The following is a 16830-nucleotide window of genomic DNA, read 5'->3' as shown; positions in this document are numbered from 1 at the left end:
ATTAATTTATAGTTTCTCCATAGGCTTAGTAAGGTACTTAGCATGACGGCAACTACTTCCAAGGCAACTTCAGCGCTTCCCAATTTTTACGAAGGGATTCAATATTTTGGCGAAGCGTTACCGGAATTTGAAACATATGGTGCAACTCCAGCCATAGAGTCAGGAAAAGAAGCGATCGCCAATCCAGAAGAACCAGCAGCAGTATACCAAACCTTGCTTGCTGCCGATGCTTTGCGTTATCTGACACTGCAAATTACCGGAAGTAAAGCCTCTGGACATCCTGGTGGTTTCGCTTCGCAAGCGGAAGCTTATGCTGCTTTGGTCATGCTCGGTTACAAAAATATTATTACGGAAGTAGGACACCACGCCCCCGGTTTTTATAGTGCCATGTTCTTGGATCGCTCTTTAGAAGACATGGGCATTTATACAGTACAACAACTGCGCGATCGCTTCCGAGAAAAACATGGACTTTTGGGACACCTGTCTGGCTACATTCCTGGTATTCTCGCACCAGCAGGCCCCTTGGGACAAGGGCAACATTTTGCGATGGCTGCTGCGCTGTTGCATAAAGACAAATTATTTCCCTTCACCGTTGGGGATGGAGGACTGGGTGAACCCTATGTCATGAGTTCGATGGCGCACTTCCACACCGCCTATCCTGGTGTGACAAACTTTTTACCAGTGTTGGTGTGGAATGGTTATAGCCAGGAACACCATAGTATGGTATCCATCAAAACCAACAAACAGATGATGGCATACTGGCACGGTAACGGTTTTGAAGAAGTCGTGTTAGTAGACGCTAAAGATTTTGATGACAAAGACCAAGCGGGGGATTACGTAGATAGTACCGCTTTTTCTTTCGCCCAACGCCTCGCTTTCACCCAAGCAGTACTCTTAGGTATAGATGAAGCCGCGCGATCGGCTTTGAGTGGTAAGCTAACTGTATTCATCATTAAACAACTCAAAGGCGCAGGCGTCCATGCCCGGGGTGCAAAGTCTCATAACCTTTATCCCAAAGACACACTGGATGCACCCCATATTGTCAACGCACTGAAAGAACGTGCCTTACCTCTAGAAGCTTGGCAAGTCGTACGGACAAACTGTGAACGTGCAGGCGGAGGCCCAGCAGCGAAAACAGTAGTTACCGAATTTGAGTATCCTTTACCAGACTTAGGCGAATTGCCTTTAGAAGAGTATGCTGTAGGTGGCGATCCCAAAGTTTCCACAACCGCGATGGGACGTTTAGTGGCAAAAGTTGGACAAATCGATGAAAACTTCCTTGTCACCAACGCCGACGGTAACGAAGCATCAGGTATTGGTAACATCAACCAAGCCTTAAAAATTATCCACCCCACCACTGATAAGTTATACAACCAAGCACCAGGCGGACAAGTTTACGAACCCTTGAGTGAAGATGCTTGCGCTGGATTAGCTGCGGCTTTATCGTTGATGGGTGCTAGAAGTTTGTGGTGTTCCTACGAATCTTTTGCCATTAACGGTTTACCAATTTGGCAAACCGTCACCCAAGCAATGGCAGAATTGCGACGTCCCACTCCCTCGACAATTACATTATTTACTGCCGGCGCATTAGAACAAGGACGCAACGGTTGGACTCATCAACGTCCAGAAATTGAAGCTTACTTTGCCGCGATGATGCGAAATGGCAATGTCTTCCCATTGTTCCCCCCCGATGCTAACAGTATTCAAGTTTGTTATGACTGGGCATTGACAACTAAAAATAAGGGAATTGTCATCACTGCTAGTAAGTCGCCATTGCCAATTCGCACTACTTTTAACATGACTCGTCATGGGTTACAAGATGGTGCGGTAGTCTTGCAAGAAGTTGCTGGAGATAAGCAAGTAGTGTTTGCTGTGATTGGTGACATGACATTAATTCCTGTGTTTGAAGCAGCAGCTTTCTTAGAAACAGAAGGTATCGGGGTGAAGATAGTTTCTGTTATTAATCCCCGCCGTTTGTATCGTCCTCATGACACAAGTTGGGATACCTGCGCTGAACTTGATGGTGGTTTCATTGATGATCAAAAATTCGCTGAATTATTTGCAGGTGATGCGCTAATTGGTGTAACTGGAGGTGCGGCGGCGATGTTAGAACCCGTCATGCTGCGGAGTACAAGCAAGCGCGATACCTTTGCCTGGCGGCGTGGAGAAACAACAGCAAGTGCAGGTGAGTTAATGGCGTTTAATGGTTTAACTGCGGAAGCGTTGACGAAAAGGGCAATTGAATTAGTGCATTAAATGGATTTGTTAACTCGAGAAATATAAATTTATAACCGCAGATGTACGCAATAATTGTGCAGTCTTTATTGTTTGAGGCGTATATTTGCGGTTCTTCTTTTTAAGAAGTATTCGATAATTTCAAAATTCATAGCCCAAATCACGCCCCTAGTAGTCCACCACATTGATTTTGATGACCTGTGAGATCCTCGACTTTTTAAAAAAGTCGGGGATCTGGCCCCTCGCAAAGAGTCAGAACTTATGTGGTCTGGCAACCTAACTTTGAGGAGTTTAATTCGACTTTTGCAAGAGGACTAATTAAGGCTTGATCAGATTTTTCTCAGCGTGACGATATTTAGTTATTAATCTGTGGTACTTGATAGGTGGATAAAGTTGTTCATATAACAAGGGTATTCCTGTTACTACCAGTGCCGATATAGTAGCTGGATTGAAAAAGCCGCCAATAAAACCAAACCCCACACTCATTCCAAATGCTGCGGCGAGTAGCGACAACCAATCATTTACTAACTTCAAAATAGCCAAGATTACAACACTGCTTATAAACCCAATTATCAATCCAGCGATTCCGCCAACAATAAAAGCGCCCAAGCCTCCTACTATAATTCCCCATATCGACATCCCAATAATACCCACTAAATCATTGGGTCTAGATGAACTAAAAATCGTTCCATACACACCACCAATAATAATTCCCAGTACACCAGCAATCACTGCTACCGCAAACGAAGCTGTGGTTGTAGATTGCCAAGAATCATGTGAATATGAGTTAGAACTGTTTGATGTTTGCTTGTTTTGCTCAACAAGGTCGTATATTCCACCAATTACAGCACCTATTACAGCCCCAGCGATCGCTCCTACTGTACCAAAAACCAAAGCCCCAGAAATACCACCATCGATCTGAGGCACATTCCAGAATACGATATTGTGAGATGCTAAAGTGACAAAAATCCACGGTATAACTCCAATGAGTGTCACTGTGGCTGGTTTTGAGGTATCCTTATATGCTGTACGGGATATAATTGGAATTCCTTTCCATAGCAGTAATTGCACTCCCAACAATATCATTAATGCAGTGAGATTACGCTTCATAGAAATTCCTTTCACTTTATGCATTTTCATAAATCCCGCTCTAAGTAGGAATAATTAGTAGAAGCAAGTAGCAAAAGTACCAAATCACAGATGCAACAAACCAATTACCAACAAAACCAACCAGATCGTAAGTAATTAGACCGGACTTGATATAATTGCTATTCAGGATGAAGTGCCACAATATATTTACGACGTTACAAATCTTCAATTTTTCTTCGCGAGCTCAAGCTGAGTTAATCTTAGACAAGATAAATTCTTGATTTTTTGCGTAAGTACTGCATTTCATATATTAGATTTCTCCTACAAATAGTGTAGAGACGTGCCATGGCACGTCTGGTACAAGGATTTTGGGTAACGCATAATTAATTTCTGAAGATGTCTATATCATAGCGAATTCTCTTTGGATAGACTCTGCGTCTCTGTGCGCTTACTTTGCGTCTCTGGTGCGTTTAAGATCGCTAAGATTTTGTACTAAGTTCTGAGTAACAATCAGACTCATGGCTTTGAGGATGCACTTTAAATTCTCCCCAGAGCATTAACATATACAAAAATCTCAAAATTCATAGCCCAAATCACGCCCCTAGTGTTAAATCTAATATCGTTGAGCGGTGAAATATCAACGTGAAAGCACAGGTATTTAGAGGCGTTAATCAACTTTCCTACGAAGAGATCCCTGTACCCGAACTGCAACCGGATGAAGTGTTGGTACAGGTGCGGGTAGTGGGTTTGTGTCAGTCGGATATCAAAAAAATTCGTTATCCCCTGTATGAACCACCACGCATTTTCGGACATGAAACTGCGGGAACCATTGCAGCAGTGGGTGCAGAGGTGAAAAATTGGCAAGTCGGACAACGGGTAGCAGTGATGCATCACATCCCTTGTATGCGTTGTGATTATTGCCTAAATGACAATTTTTCAATGTGCGATACCTATAAAAATATCTGCACGACAGCCGGGTTTGCACCCAGTGGTGGCGGTTTTGCTGAGTATGTCAAGGTTCCTGGTCACATTGTCCGCAATGGTGGGTTGATTCCCATCCCCGATAATATCAGTTTTGAAGAAGCAAGCTTTGTTGAACCTACTAACTGCTGTCTCAAAGCAGTGAAAAAAGCCCAAATTGCCCCCGGACAAACAGTTTTGATTACTGGTGCGGGGCCGATTGGGTTAATGTTTGTGATGTTGGTAAAATATTTTGGGGCAAAAGCGATCGCTACTGACCTCATTCCCTCCCGTATAGAAAAAGCTTTGCAGGTAGGCGCAGAAGCAGCTTTTGACGCCCGTGATGCTGATTTACCAGCTAAAATTCAAGCACTTACCAATGGTTTAGGTGTGGATGTCACTTTACTGGCTGTTCCCAGTGAAAAAGCTTTCTTCCAAGCCCTTGACTGTACGCGTAAAGGCGGTAAAATCCTCTTTTTCGCTGAATTTCCCGATGAAGTAGAAATTCCTCTGAATCCCAATATTCTCTATCGTCGAGAAATTGATTTGATGGGCAGCTACAGTTCATCCTACCGCCTGCAAAGCCTCTCGGCTGATATTGTGTTTAATAAACGCATCGATGTACAGGCATTAATCAGCGATCGCTATCCATTACAAAATTTATCTCAAGCCGTAGAACAAGCGATCGCACCAACACCGGAAACATATAAGATTTTGATTTATCCATAATATTGGGGATCGGGGATCTGGAGGACAACATAGGGAGCATTTTCACTCCCCATCTCCCCATCTCCCCATTACCCCTAATCCCCACGACCGACAGGGAGTGGGGGCCGGTGAGTTCCCCATTGCCCCCCAACCCCACAAAGTGGGGATCCCTAGCCCCCCATCCCCCCATCTTCCCATCTCCCCATGATCTTCATAGTCATCCTCCTTGCTTTCTATCTCGCTTTTAACCTTGGTGCTAATGACGTTGCTAATGCAATGGGAACTTCTGTCGGTTCCAAGGCTGTAACTCTTAAACAGGCATTGATTATTGCTGGTGTCTTAGAATTTACAGGTGCGGTATTGTTTGGACAGGAAGTCTCAGAAACTCTTGCAACAAAAATTGCTAATCCTGACTTATTTGCAAGTACACCACAGATGTTAATGATCGGGATGATCACAGTGCTGATCAGTTGCGGTTTGTGGTTACAGATTGCCACTGCACGTGGTTTACCTGTATCTTCTTCTCATGCAGTTGTAGGTGCGATCGCTGGCTTTAGTTGGGTAGCTTTAGGAGTAGGTGCGATCGATTGGTCGTCAATTAGTAGAATCACTCTCGGTTGGGTTGTGACGCCAGTAATCAGTGGTGCGATCGCTGGTTTATTTTACAGTCAGATCAAGCGTTGGATTTTAGAACAACCGCATCAATTATTACAAATGAAAGAGTGGATTCCCTGGCTAAGTGCGATGTTACTAGGGATTTTTGGTGTAATCGTTTTACCATCAGTTACTCAACCACTCGCAAATTTTTTGATTGAGGAAGTTGGTGTCAAAATACCCACTCATGATATTTCGTTATGTGTGGGAGGAATTGCCGCAGCTGGGTTGAGTTTGTACAGTTGGCGGGAATTGGAGAGGAGGAGTGAGGGACACGAGGGACAGGGGGGACAGAGGAGACAAGGAGGACATGGGGGACAAGGGGAAATGGTTAACAACCCACAACCAACAATCAACAACCAACAACCAACAACCAACAACCCACAACCAACAACCAACAACCAACAACCAACTGTTGAGCGTCTATTCGCCAAATTCCAGTTACTAAGTGCTTGTTTTGTGGCTTTTGCTCATGGTTCTAATGATGTTGGTAATGCGATCGCTCCTTTGGCGGCGATCGTCTATATTCATAACACTGGTACAGTACCCATAGGCGGGATCGCTATTCCCATCTGGATTTTAGTGCTTGGTGGTGCTGGTATTGTTGCTGGTTTAGCAATTTGGGGTAAAAAAGTCATTGCCACTATTGGCGAAAGTATTATTTCTTTACAACCGAGTAGTGGATTTTGCGCTGAACTTGCCACTGCTACCACAATTTTGCTTGCTTCTCGTTTGGGGCTACCTGTTTCTACTTCTCACGCACTCGTGGGTGGTGTAGTTGGTGTAGGACTAGTACAAAACCCTAAATCTGTTCAATTTAAGACTCTCCAAGGAATCGCCACCGCTTGGGTTGTTACAATTCCCGTCAGTGCAGGACTTAGTGCTGCGATTTTTAGTATTGCCCGGATTCTAAATTTTGGATTGGTTAGTGGGTAGTGGTTGCTGGAGGGAAAACTGATAACTGATAGCTAATAACTGTTAAAATGCTTTTCGGGCGATCGCAAAACTTTTAACTTTCACAAAATACTTAAAAATCAATTTTGAGATTTGTAGGCAAACTGTCATTAAATTTACATTCTTACATGGTAAATGTATTTCTAGGAAACTTTAATTACCAAAAGAATTTATTTAATTTTTATTTCGATCACATAAATCTCTGTAAGATTTTATTCAGAAAAAAATAATACCAGATAATGATTGATTGAATCTGAAAAGTTATCAAAATTATACAAAGCCTGAAGCCATATCAAAATTCTGCAATTAAGACTGGAACCTTAGGTCAGAGGTAACAAACTAATGGGGCGATTTGAGAAGCGGTCAGAAAACTCACGAGCAGGCGAGACGTTCACAGAAGCAGATACCGCTCTACGAGCTGTCACCGAGGAATTGCAAATCATCCAGCGGACTTTGCTCAAGTCTTTACAAGAAGATATCAAGCGTTTACAGACAGAAAGACTCCGCTTGGCTGACGATATCAAACGTCTGCAAGAAGAAAAAGAAGAACTACTACAAGGTAGGCAATTAAGCGAATTACAAGTGTTGTTGCGTCAACTAGCCAATATTTTGGCGAGTCATATATCCTCGCAACTGCAATCTTCTCTAGAAACCTTAGCCAAACAAGCTGTAAAACAAGCCGATGAGAGCAAAGACGAAAGCAATGCTGTTGTCAATCAGTTGCTTGGCTCTTTAGATGATACCCTCACTATCACTTTTAACACTCTCCAGCAGGAAGTAAAGAACTATCAAACTAATATTTCTCGACAGCTGTCTCAGATGTCACTACAACAACAGCAAGGGGAAGAAATATTAGCAGAGTTAGTAAATCGCCTGCGTGGAGAACTCATACGTGCAGAACTAGAAAAAACTACACAACGCTTCCCACAACAATCTCCCCCAACAGTCATCCAAACAACACCATACCCTGCCGACGAACCAACCCAACAACAGGAATCAACTTTCTGGGAAACACCACCCCATCGTGCTGACGAACCAACCCAACAACAGGAATCAACATTTTGGGAAACACCACCCCATCGTGCTGACGAACCAACCCAACAACAGGAATCAAGTTCCTGGGATGTACCGACGGAGATAGAAACAGATAGGATTCGAGAGTATCAAGAGGCAGAAATTAATCGATCAGAAGAATCTGAAGTTTTTGCATCAACTAAAGATAATCTTGTCGCAGTCAATTCTTCCCAAGACAGTGACACAATATTTTCTATGAATGGTGCATCACCAAGCGAACAAGTAACCGCAGCTGCACCATCCCGAAGGAGAAGAAATTCATCAGTTGCACCAATGGGTTTACTGTTGATTTTGGTGTCAACAGTGGTAATATCGCTTTACAACGTTGCGATCAAAGTTATTTTCAACTCAACTTCGCTAATTTTTGGAGTCTTTGAGGTAGAGGGTTTACTTGCGCCTACTCTTGGTAATTCTCTGTTGATTTTAATGCTCAGGATGCTGGTAGTTGTACCATTGATGTTGGTTTTAGCTCCTATACTGTATCCGCAAGTATGGCAGGATTTGCAAAGTCTAGTGGGATCACGGCGAACAAAATCTACCACTACTAATGCAAAAGCTAAGCAAGTATTGCTGCTGTCGATTGTCAGCGGATGCTTTTTATTTTTGTCTCAAGTCTTAATTTATATTGCTATTAGTCAAATTGCGACAGGAGTAGCGATCGCATTAATGTTTGTTTATCCAGCCATTAGTGGACTCTTGGCATGGTCTTTGCTCAAAGAGCAACCTACTTCTTTGCGTTTGAGTGCGATCGCCTCTATTTTTTTGGGGCAGATGCTGATTTTAGCAGGAGACACAAGTATTGGTACAGGTAACGCTTTTTTAGGCAGTATCACAGCTGTTGTTTCTGGAATAGCTTTTGCTTTCTACGTGATATTGACAAACATCTGTGCAAGCAAAGTGCATCCTGTCCCTTTTACTTTAATTAATTTTGCTACTATGCTCGTGTTGTCTTTCGTTGGTTTGATCATACCTTTACCCACCACCTGGAGCCTCCAAGTCAATTCTAATAAATTGCTGGAATTGATTTTAAGTGCCTTCATTTTAGGCGTACTGACATTATTTAGTCATGTTTTTAATAATGTCGGTATTCGCAAACTCGGAGCTACGCGATCGGCAATTTTGGGTGCTACTGTTCCGGTAATAACTGTGATTTTGGCCGGGTTGATTATTCAAGAAACACTACTACCTGCACAGGTATTAGGAGTTTTATTTGTGACGGGTGGTGCAGCCGCTGTTAGCTATGAAAAAATGCGGAATCGCACCAAAAGGGTGTAAGGGTTTAGAAAAAATCTTTTTCATGCTTGGCGGTAAACCCAAAGTTTAAAGAAAAACCAAAATTTTTATTAACAACTTTTAAGCAAAAAGCCTAAACTTGTAATTTAGCAAGCGATTTATGACTTTTTTAAAACGCTTCTAAATAAAACTTTTAGCATAAATAGCAAATTTGTAAATGTTTTTACATATGCTCAGGCTAAAAATTGCTAAAATCAGCAAAAATCTTGTTGAAAATAAAAAGATTTTTTGTTTTTTGAATTATTATCTTATCTTTTGAGGTCTATGACTTTCCCTCAAGCAGAACCAGCTTATCATCAGGACAGCATCATCCATTGGCAATTACAAAGCAGTTCACCATACGCTGCGTTTTTAATGAAACTGCTAAACATGCCTCCTTCATCTTCTTAGGCTAGCTCTCCAAATTAAGAGTACCCCACTAGCGGCGAATACTTCCAGTACGCTACGCGTAGACGGGTTCTCTTGCGGCTTCAAGGTAGAGTACGCCACCCTGCAATGAATGGAAAAAACAAGTCAAATCCGTCAAATCCTCTTCCCTTCTGCCACGCCACGTGCTTCAAGCCGGGGAACCCTTACTTTACAGAAGCCTTTACCTGCGGAAGCTGCTTCGCATCTACGCGTCTACGCGTCTACGGCAGTCGCTCATGGGGGACTCACCGGCCCCCTTTGGGGTTGGGGGAGGGAACCCCCCTTGGGGCGCGCTGCCTCACCAACGCAGTGGCTCCTCTGCCCTCTGCCTCCTGCCTTGTTTGTTCAGAGTTCCCTTTTTGTTTGTTGATAAAGTCTACCAACTAAGTTGATTCTGCCAATTTGCCAGAAAATACGGACTAAATGACAATTATGACTACCAAGAACACCCATACTTAACGCATAATAGATCATCTAAGTAAAGACATCGCCTTCAGTCGGGTGTATACTACATACTTTCCATTGACTGATTACTGTAAACGTGCTATTTAGTTGCCTGTTATATGAGTAACGACGTAGATCTGATCAAACGTCTTGGCCCCAGTGCGATGGATCAGATCATGCTTTATCTGGCTTTTAGTGCCATGCGGACAAGTGGGCACAGGCATGGGGCCTTTTTAGATGCAGCCGCAACCGCAGCCAAGTGTGCAATCTACATGACCTATCTAGAGCAGGGACAAAACCTGCGGATGACAGGGCATTTGCATCACTTAGAACCAAAGCGAGTCAAAGCCATTGTTGAGGAAGTTAGACAAGCCTTGACTGAGGGCAAACTGTTAAAGATGCTTGGTTCTCAAGAACCACGTTATCTGATTCAGTTCCCCTATGTCTGGATGGAAAAATATCCTTGGCGACCTGGACGTTCGCGCATTCCCGGTACAAGTCTAACTAGCGAGGAAAAGAGACAAATTGAGCAGAAATTACCCTCTAATCTGCCAGATGCTCATTTGATCACCTCGTTTGAATTTCTAGAGTTGATAGAATTTCTGCACAAGCGATCGCAAGAAGATTTACCCAAAGAACACCAAATGCCTTTGAGTGAAGCTTTAGCGGAGCATATTAAGCGCCGTTTGCTTTACTCTGGTACGGTGACACGGATTGATTCTCCTTGGGGAATGCCCTTCTACGCTCTCACCCGTCCCTTTTATGCGCCAGCAGACGACCAAGAGCGTACTTACATCATGGTGGAAGATACCGCTCGCTTCTTCCGAATGATGCGAGATTGGGCAGAAAAAAGACCAAACACCATGCGCGTCTTGGAAGAGTTGGACATTTCACCCGAAAAGATGCAGCAGGCCAAAGACGAATTGGATGAAATTATCCGTGCTTGGGCAGATAAGTATCATCAAGATGACGGAGTCCCTGTGGTATTACAGATGGTATTTGGTAAGAAAGAAGACTAATATCCCAAAGACAGGTATAGTCTTTAGATTTTCCTGGGCAAAATCCCAGCTAGTACCATCAACGACAGTCTCACGCTACACAACAAGTACTGAATAGTACAGTGTTGTTAGTGTGGGACAGATGCAAAACTAAATAGAAATAATTACTTGTAGATTGACACTCCCATGCATAGTTGTAGAAATAATCCTCGACGGATAACCGCGAGGGTACAGTCATCATCGGTTTTAGCAATAAGCGCATCTTCAATTGCTGACACCATACCATCACTGACTTCTTCAGGGGGTGCCTCATCCAACCAACTAGTAGTTCACCAAATTGATTTTGACAGTTTGGCTAGATCCTCGACTTTTTAAAAAAGTCGGGGATCTGACGTCTCGCAAGCTGTCAAAACTTGTGTGGTAGAGTACTAGCCATTTGTTCTACAGCCGAAGAAATAATATTTTTTTTCTACTCCATCCAAAGGGATAAATTAGCTCTTGGTGCAGATTATTTGAATACTCATTCTCAAAGTGGAGATGATGACTGGTTCCAAAATGGACTTAGCGACGAAGATTTATTGCGTGAACCAAATAATCAACCTTCACCGATGACAAGCGAGGACAGTTTCAACTACACCATTTTGACACCACAACAGCAACGAGAAGCGATCGCCAGAGTCGCTAATTTGCTGCAAACCCAACCAGAAACCGAAGCGCTTTGGGTGCAGTACCTCACCTTAGTTGACTCCCAAGGGACTTTAGAACAGCAACAAGCAGGGATTCGACAAACTGCCGCATGGCTAGAATCGCATTTTGAAGCGCCAGCAGTTCGGGAAAAATACCTAATATTAGTTAATAGAGTCGGGACAACTCAACAGCAGCAAGCAGCACTCGTGGAAACAGCACAGTGGTTGGAATCCCATCCAGAAGATACATACGTGCGCGAACAATACTTAGTACTTGTGGAAAATGCGGGAACACGCCAACAACAGCAACAAGCAATTAATCAAACTACAACTTGGTTGCAATCCCATCCAGAAGATAGATATGTGCGTGGGCAATACCTTGCCTTCATTGGTGAAGTTGGCACACAACAACAGCAACAGCGTGCAGTCGCTGAAACCACAATTTGGTTGCGATCGCACCTGCAAGACCAATATGTGCGTGAACAATACCTAGCATTAGTAAATAGATTAAGCCCCATCAATATTAGACAAGTTGAACCAACAAGACGTGTCAATCTCAGACAGTTGCAGCAGGTTCTGACCTCAATAGGAGATGTATTAGACACCTTGATCAGTAATACAACAGAAGCAAATTTAGCTTTTCGGTCAACTACTGGTACATGGCAAGAGTTAGACTTACAAGAATTTCCCCTGTACAGTCAAATAGTACAACTGAAAATTGCAACCAGATTAGAAGAGGACGAAAAACTCAGCGTCAGAGTGCAATTGCAAGCTACCAACAACGAAACTTACTTACCAGAAGGTTTACAGCTGATCTTACTGTCCCTATCAGGAGATGTACTGTATGAAGACCAAGCTGAGAGTACCAGGGAATTAATAGAAGTGATACTTCCAGATGGTGAACCAGCAGATAGTTTCACAGCCCAAATAATTTTTGGTGATGTCAGCATCGCCAAAGATTTTGAGGTTTAACTTGATTTAAGTTGACAGGAGAGCAATAGTGGCAAAGGTAGTTGTTCTAAAACTAAGGAAAGAGGGAACTCAACAGGATCTTGCAGTTAATTTGGCAATAGCCAATGATGGTGAGTTTCCCTTTGCTGAAGTTCTGGGCACTTTGCCTAAATCGCTAGAAGTTGACAGGCATCATGATAACTGGCAAAGTGCGTATCGAGAGCTAGATATACAACGCCGATTTGGAACCGCCCAAGCTGGAAGAACTAGCAAAAACCCCCAACAATGTAGCATCTCTGCTACAGCATTGAAAAACAGTATGAAGGATTGGTTTGACCATCCGCAGTTTGCCAAGGTTCGAGAAACGATATACAGAGAACTAAATCGCACCGATGAAATTCGCCTGCTGATTCAAACCGAGGATAGCAAGTTACGGCAGTTACCTTGGCATTTATTTTTTGATAGTTTTCTTGACCAGTACCGCCAAGCAGAAATTGCCCTCTCGTCGTCTGAGTATTACGAACCAACTCTTTTGTCAGCAAATCGCAGAAACAAAGTTAGAATTTTAGCCATTTTGGGAGACAGAACCGGAATTAATCTTGAAGAAGACACTAAAGAACTCAGAAATTTACCAGATAATCCAGAAATAGTTTTTCTTGCAGAACCACAACGTCATGAATTAGATGAGCAATTGCGTGATGAACAAGGCTGGGATATTCTATTTTTTGCGGGGCATAGTTCCAGTGACAAAGAAGTTAAAAAAGGTTACATAAATCTCAATAAAACGAACAAATTACAAATTCGTGAATTAAAGTATGGCTTAGTAAGAGCTTTAGAAAGAGGTTTGCAGCTAGCAATTTTTAACTCCTGCGATGGTTTGGGATTAGCACAAGAGCTAACTGAACTGCATATTCCTCAAATTATCGTGATGCGGGAACCTGTACCAGATAAAGTTGCTCAAGCATTTTTGAAGTATTTTCTCAGAGATTTTTCACGCGGCAAACCTCTATTTCTAGCAGTCAGAGAAGCCAGAGAAATCCTAACCGCTTTAGAATCAGAAACTCCCAATGCGAGTTGGTTGCCAGTTATTTATCAACTGCCACACAAATTACCTCCTACTTGGCGTGACTTATGTCGTGCAGTCAGCACTTCGACTCATCAACAAGCAAGTAACAAAACTGTTAAGACACCTGTACAAGCAAACATATCCACAAAACCACAAATACTAAACAAGCAGGAAAACGTCAAAAATTCTTCTCTTCAGACATCTGCAACTCTCAGCACACCGAAAACATCTCTATCACAACAACTAAATGAAAAAAATATTACAGATTACATTAAGAATTTACCCAAAGGCAAGGAATATCCGATTTATCAAATTTTTGGAGTAATTTGCAGCTTCTATCAGCATGACATCGCCACACCAGCAGAAATTCTGCCATTATGTTTACCCGAATATTCAAAACAAGCAATTCAAAATGTCGTTGATAGTATCTTAAATAACGAATTAAAAAATATAGTTATCATCAGCGCTAGAGGTCGATTTGAAAGACTAGCAATAAGTGATCCATTTTATCTGCAAAAAGCAATCCAAGTTTACCCATCCAAATCTTTAGAAAAATATTTGACTACAGCTATACCAAGTTTAGATGCAACTGAAGAAATTCATCAACGCTGGCTAGGCCATTGTTTGAGAAGCTTGGCTACCAATGGTGAAGATCATCTTGTTCTCAAAGTTTTGCAAGACTATCCAGAAAAAATTCAAACTCTCAAACCAAAGGATGACTCTAGCGAATGGTCAGTTTGGATAAAAATATATGAAGCATTGCGACAAAAGCATCCAGAAGATATCAAAATTCGCAGTCAACATTTAGGGCTGATTTCCCGCTTTGGCACAGAGGAACAAAAACGTCATGCCATTGATGAAACAAAACCTTGGCTGCTGAAAAATTCCGAAGATAGAATTATTCGTCGCCTATATTTAGCATTGGTTTCTCAGAGTGGAAATCAACAACAAAAAAATGATGCGATCGCTCAAACTACCACTTGGCTGCAAAATAATTACTCAAGCTTTCAGAATGCCCTCCCCCAAGACCCTAAAATCAGGGCTGAATTAATCCCCTTGCTACAAAAGTTCATTAATCTTGCCCTTGATAATTACCCCAAAAATCGCGATATATACCACATATTATTTAAGATTTTTGCATGGTTTAGAGAGTACTTAAACGATAAGCATTGTGACTCATTAGCAAAATTTATTACTCAATCCACATTAGATATACCAATCAATTATTGGGTGCAAATTATTAATGCTGCCAATATACTTCGAGATTTTCACAATGACTTCAATCAAGCAGAAAAAATTTACTTGCAGATTCTGAACACAGGTAAAGTCCAACAAAAAAAATTAGGTGCTAATCTCCCGGAACTGAATCGCATCATTCGATATGCAAATTTACATTACGCACGTCTTTTAATTCAACGACCTTCACCACAACCTGATGAAGCAATCAAATATTTAAAATATGTCATAGATGAGAATCCCAAACATGGACTTGCTAATTTATACATGGCTCAGTGTTATCAACGCAAAGGAGCAAATTTTTATTCCAAAGTGCGAGAACACTATCAGCGAGCAATATCTTTAGATAAAGAACAAACAGGATATTTTTGGTACGAGTTTGGTTGCTTCTATCGGTATATTTTCAAGAATGCTGCCCAAGCCCGCAACTGTTTTGAAGAATCACTCAAACAAAAGAAAAATCTCGGCGCATACGTAGAACTTGCAGATTTAGAAGCTGGAAATAATAACTTCTCCCGTGCAAGAGAATTACTGCAAAAAGGACGCAGCCTCGAACGCCTGACTCGCCGCGACAAACAACAGTGGCGTCAATTAGAACGCCGTATTCAAGAAATTGATTCTCGAATTGTCAGTCATTTGGGTAAATGAGCCAATCTTCACAGCTTCGCATTTCCAAATAACCAAAAATCTTTTATCAAATACATAGCCTGGAGAATATTAATGAGTAATCTTCCTATAAAAAAACCAGTATTTGAATATAAACACTTATTAGTATTTGATACTATCGCTTTGTTGAGTGCAGATAAATCAAATAGATTACAAGTATGGCGTAACAACGAACAACTTGGAGAATGCTATATACCTGGCGCCACCTATGCAGAAATCAGCAGGATATCTCAAGAAAAAGAGAACCCAGATTTTCACGCTGCTAAGGCATTTCTTGAGTTTGCAGGTAAAGGAAGTCGCTACAAAATTCAACCGAAGGAAGATAACCGCCAAATTCCTCTAGACAACGAAAAAGACCGACAAATTCTCGCTTGCGCTCATCGATTAGCGAGAGAAAATCCTAATAGTGTGATTATCCTTGTCACCTATGACCCGACAATGAAAGGTTTAGCAGGACAGTCTGGTTTACCGAACTTCTGCACACTAACCGCTAAAGACCTTTCAGATTGGTTTTTCCTTGATTATTACCGAGGCAAAGTTCCTCAAGCCGTTTCCGATGCTTACCAACGAATAAAACGGTTTCAATCTGCTGGTGGACAAAATCACAAACAAGCAAATCATTTTCCGAAACCACAGAATCAACCGCATAAAAACAAGAATAAACAACAACGCCAAATACAACCAACTCCCGAACCACGAAAGTTACAAGGCGCGCAATCACATCAAAATCAACATCAAAATCCATCAAAACCACAAAAAAAACAGTTTTTCAATCCTGTAATTATTGGTTTAGCCTCTGCCTTTGTTGCCGTAGTTGTTCTCTCAGCAATTAACAATTTTACAGGCAATAACTCAGCAACCATTGTCGCTCAAGAAGTAATTGACAACCAACCTGTGAAACCAACTCCACCAGATCTAATTGCTAAAGCTGAATCATCTATCATTCAATTTCAAAGTACTAAAGAACCATCTATTTTGAGACAGTCTTTGAATGCACTTCAAACCCTTAAAAATCAACAAGCATTGCGATTAGATAAAGAAGGTGAACAGCGCTTAAGTAGACTCAAGCATAAGTATGGGATTGAAGTACTAGCTTCATCTGGTCAAAAAGCAGAAGCCATTAAAATGCTAGAGGAAATTCCCCAAAGTTATAGCGATTATAAAAACGTTAAAAAGTCACTTAACAAGTTAAAAAATTGACAGAAGAAAGGCAGAGGGCAGTCCCGATGAAAAAACCTCACAAGAATAGCCCCTCTCCGAACCTGCGGAGAGGAACGTCCTCTCTTGACGGGGTGAGGTTACTTTTAAGTCAGCTATTCATGAACATTGGTACACAACAAACATGAAAATTATGCTTCCCTTATTCCCTGTTCTCTATTTTGAAATATGGGGTTCCCTTTCCCCTGTC

10 protein-coding genes are annotated in these 16830 nt (G+C 41.9%); 8 read left to right on the top strand and 2 right to left on the bottom strand.

What is annotated here, in order from left to right:
* Positions 1-42 precede the first annotated feature (42 nt).
* Entirely contained in the window at positions 43-2256 is a 2214-nt protein-coding gene (locus tag UYI_RS0118360; RefSeq protein WP_016868110.1) for a phosphoketolase family protein, read from the top strand.
* A 297-nt stretch (positions 2257-2553) separates the two neighbouring features.
* Here UYI_RS0118360 and UYI_RS0118355 read toward each other — a convergent pair whose 3' ends face one another.
* Positions 2554-3375, bottom strand: coding sequence for an MFS transporter (locus UYI_RS0118355; protein WP_016868109.1), 822 nt, complete (start codon positions 3373-3375; stop codon positions 2554-2556).
* 591 nt (positions 3376-3966) lie between these two features.
* Here UYI_RS0118355 and UYI_RS0118350 point away from each other — a divergent pair.
* The 4 genes from UYI_RS0118350 (at position 3967) to hetR (ending at position 10838) form a co-directional block, all read left to right on the top strand.
* On the top strand, positions 3967-5013 hold the full coding sequence (locus UYI_RS0118350) for a zinc-dependent dehydrogenase (RefSeq protein WP_016868108.1): 1047 nt from the start codon (positions 3967-3969) through the stop codon (positions 5011-5013).
* Between the two features lie 183 nt (positions 5014-5196).
* Positions 5197-6582: an inorganic phosphate transporter gene (locus UYI_RS0118345; RefSeq protein WP_180977246.1), complete on the top strand. Its 1386-nt coding sequence runs from the start codon at positions 5197-5199 to the stop codon at positions 6580-6582.
* 360 nt (positions 6583-6942) lie between these two features.
* Complete coding sequence (locus tag UYI_RS0118340; protein ID WP_016868105.1) at positions 6943-8949, top strand: EamA family transporter; 2007 nt, start codon at positions 6943-6945, stop codon at positions 8947-8949.
* Positions 8950-9938: 989 nt separating this feature from the next.
* Positions 9939-10838 (top strand): heterocyst differentiation master regulator HetR, encoded by a 900-nt coding sequence (hetR, locus tag UYI_RS0118330; RefSeq protein WP_016868103.1) that lies wholly within the window; start codon positions 9939-9941, stop codon positions 10836-10838.
* 143 nt (positions 10839-10981) lie between these two features.
* Here hetR and UYI_RS36940 read toward each other — a convergent pair whose 3' ends face one another.
* Positions 10982-11134, bottom strand: coding sequence for a hypothetical protein (locus UYI_RS36940; protein ID WP_157226365.1), 153 nt, complete (start codon positions 11132-11134; stop codon positions 10982-10984).
* A 195-nt stretch (positions 11135-11329) separates the two neighbouring features.
* Between UYI_RS36940 and UYI_RS0118325 the strand changes: the two genes are divergently transcribed.
* The 3 genes from UYI_RS0118325 to UYI_RS0118315 all read left to right on the top strand — a co-directional run bounded on the left by UYI_RS0118325 (position 11330) and on the right by UYI_RS0118315 (position 16622).
* Complete coding sequence (locus UYI_RS0118325; RefSeq protein WP_157226364.1) at positions 11330-12475, top strand: DUF1822 family protein; 1146 nt, start codon at positions 11330-11332, stop codon at positions 12473-12475.
* A 28-nt stretch (positions 12476-12503) separates the two neighbouring features.
* Positions 12504-15404: a CHAT domain-containing tetratricopeptide repeat protein gene (locus UYI_RS34160; protein ID WP_016868101.1), complete on the top strand. Its 2901-nt coding sequence runs from the start codon at positions 12504-12506 to the stop codon at positions 15402-15404.
* 72 nt (positions 15405-15476) lie between these two features.
* Complete coding sequence (locus UYI_RS0118315) at positions 15477-16622, top strand: PIN domain-containing protein (protein WP_016868100.1); 1146 nt, start codon at positions 15477-15479, stop codon at positions 16620-16622.
* The last annotated feature ends 208 nt before the right edge of the window (positions 16623-16830 follow it).

The organism is Fischerella muscicola PCC 7414 (assembly GCF_000317205.1).
Classification (GTDB): domain Bacteria; phylum Cyanobacteriota; class Cyanobacteriia; order Cyanobacteriales; family Nostocaceae; genus Fischerella; species Fischerella muscicola.
Note: the sequence above shows the minus strand (reverse complement) of the source record. Positions and strands in the feature narration are given on the sequence as shown.

Bases quoted from the DNA above. Each gene is read 5' to 3' on its own strand.
- UYI_RS0118360 (WP_016868110.1), top strand. From the start codon at position 43: ATGACGGCAACTACTTCCAAGGCAACTTCAGCGCTTCCCAATTTTTAC.
- UYI_RS0118355 (WP_016868109.1), bottom strand. From the start codon at position 3,375: ATGAAAATGCATAAAGTGAAAGGAATTTCTATGAAGCGTAATCTCACT.
- UYI_RS0118345 (WP_180977246.1), top strand. From the start codon at position 5,197: ATGATCTTCATAGTCATCCTCCTTGCTTTCTATCTCGCTTTTAACCTT.
- UYI_RS0118340 (WP_016868105.1), top strand. From the start codon at position 6,943: ATGGGGCGATTTGAGAAGCGGTCAGAAAACTCACGAGCAGGCGAGACG.
- hetR (WP_016868103.1), top strand. From the start codon at position 9,939: ATGAGTAACGACGTAGATCTGATCAAACGTCTTGGCCCCAGTGCGATG.
- UYI_RS0118315 (WP_016868100.1), top strand. From the start codon at position 15,477: ATGAGTAATCTTCCTATAAAAAAACCAGTATTTGAATATAAACACTTA.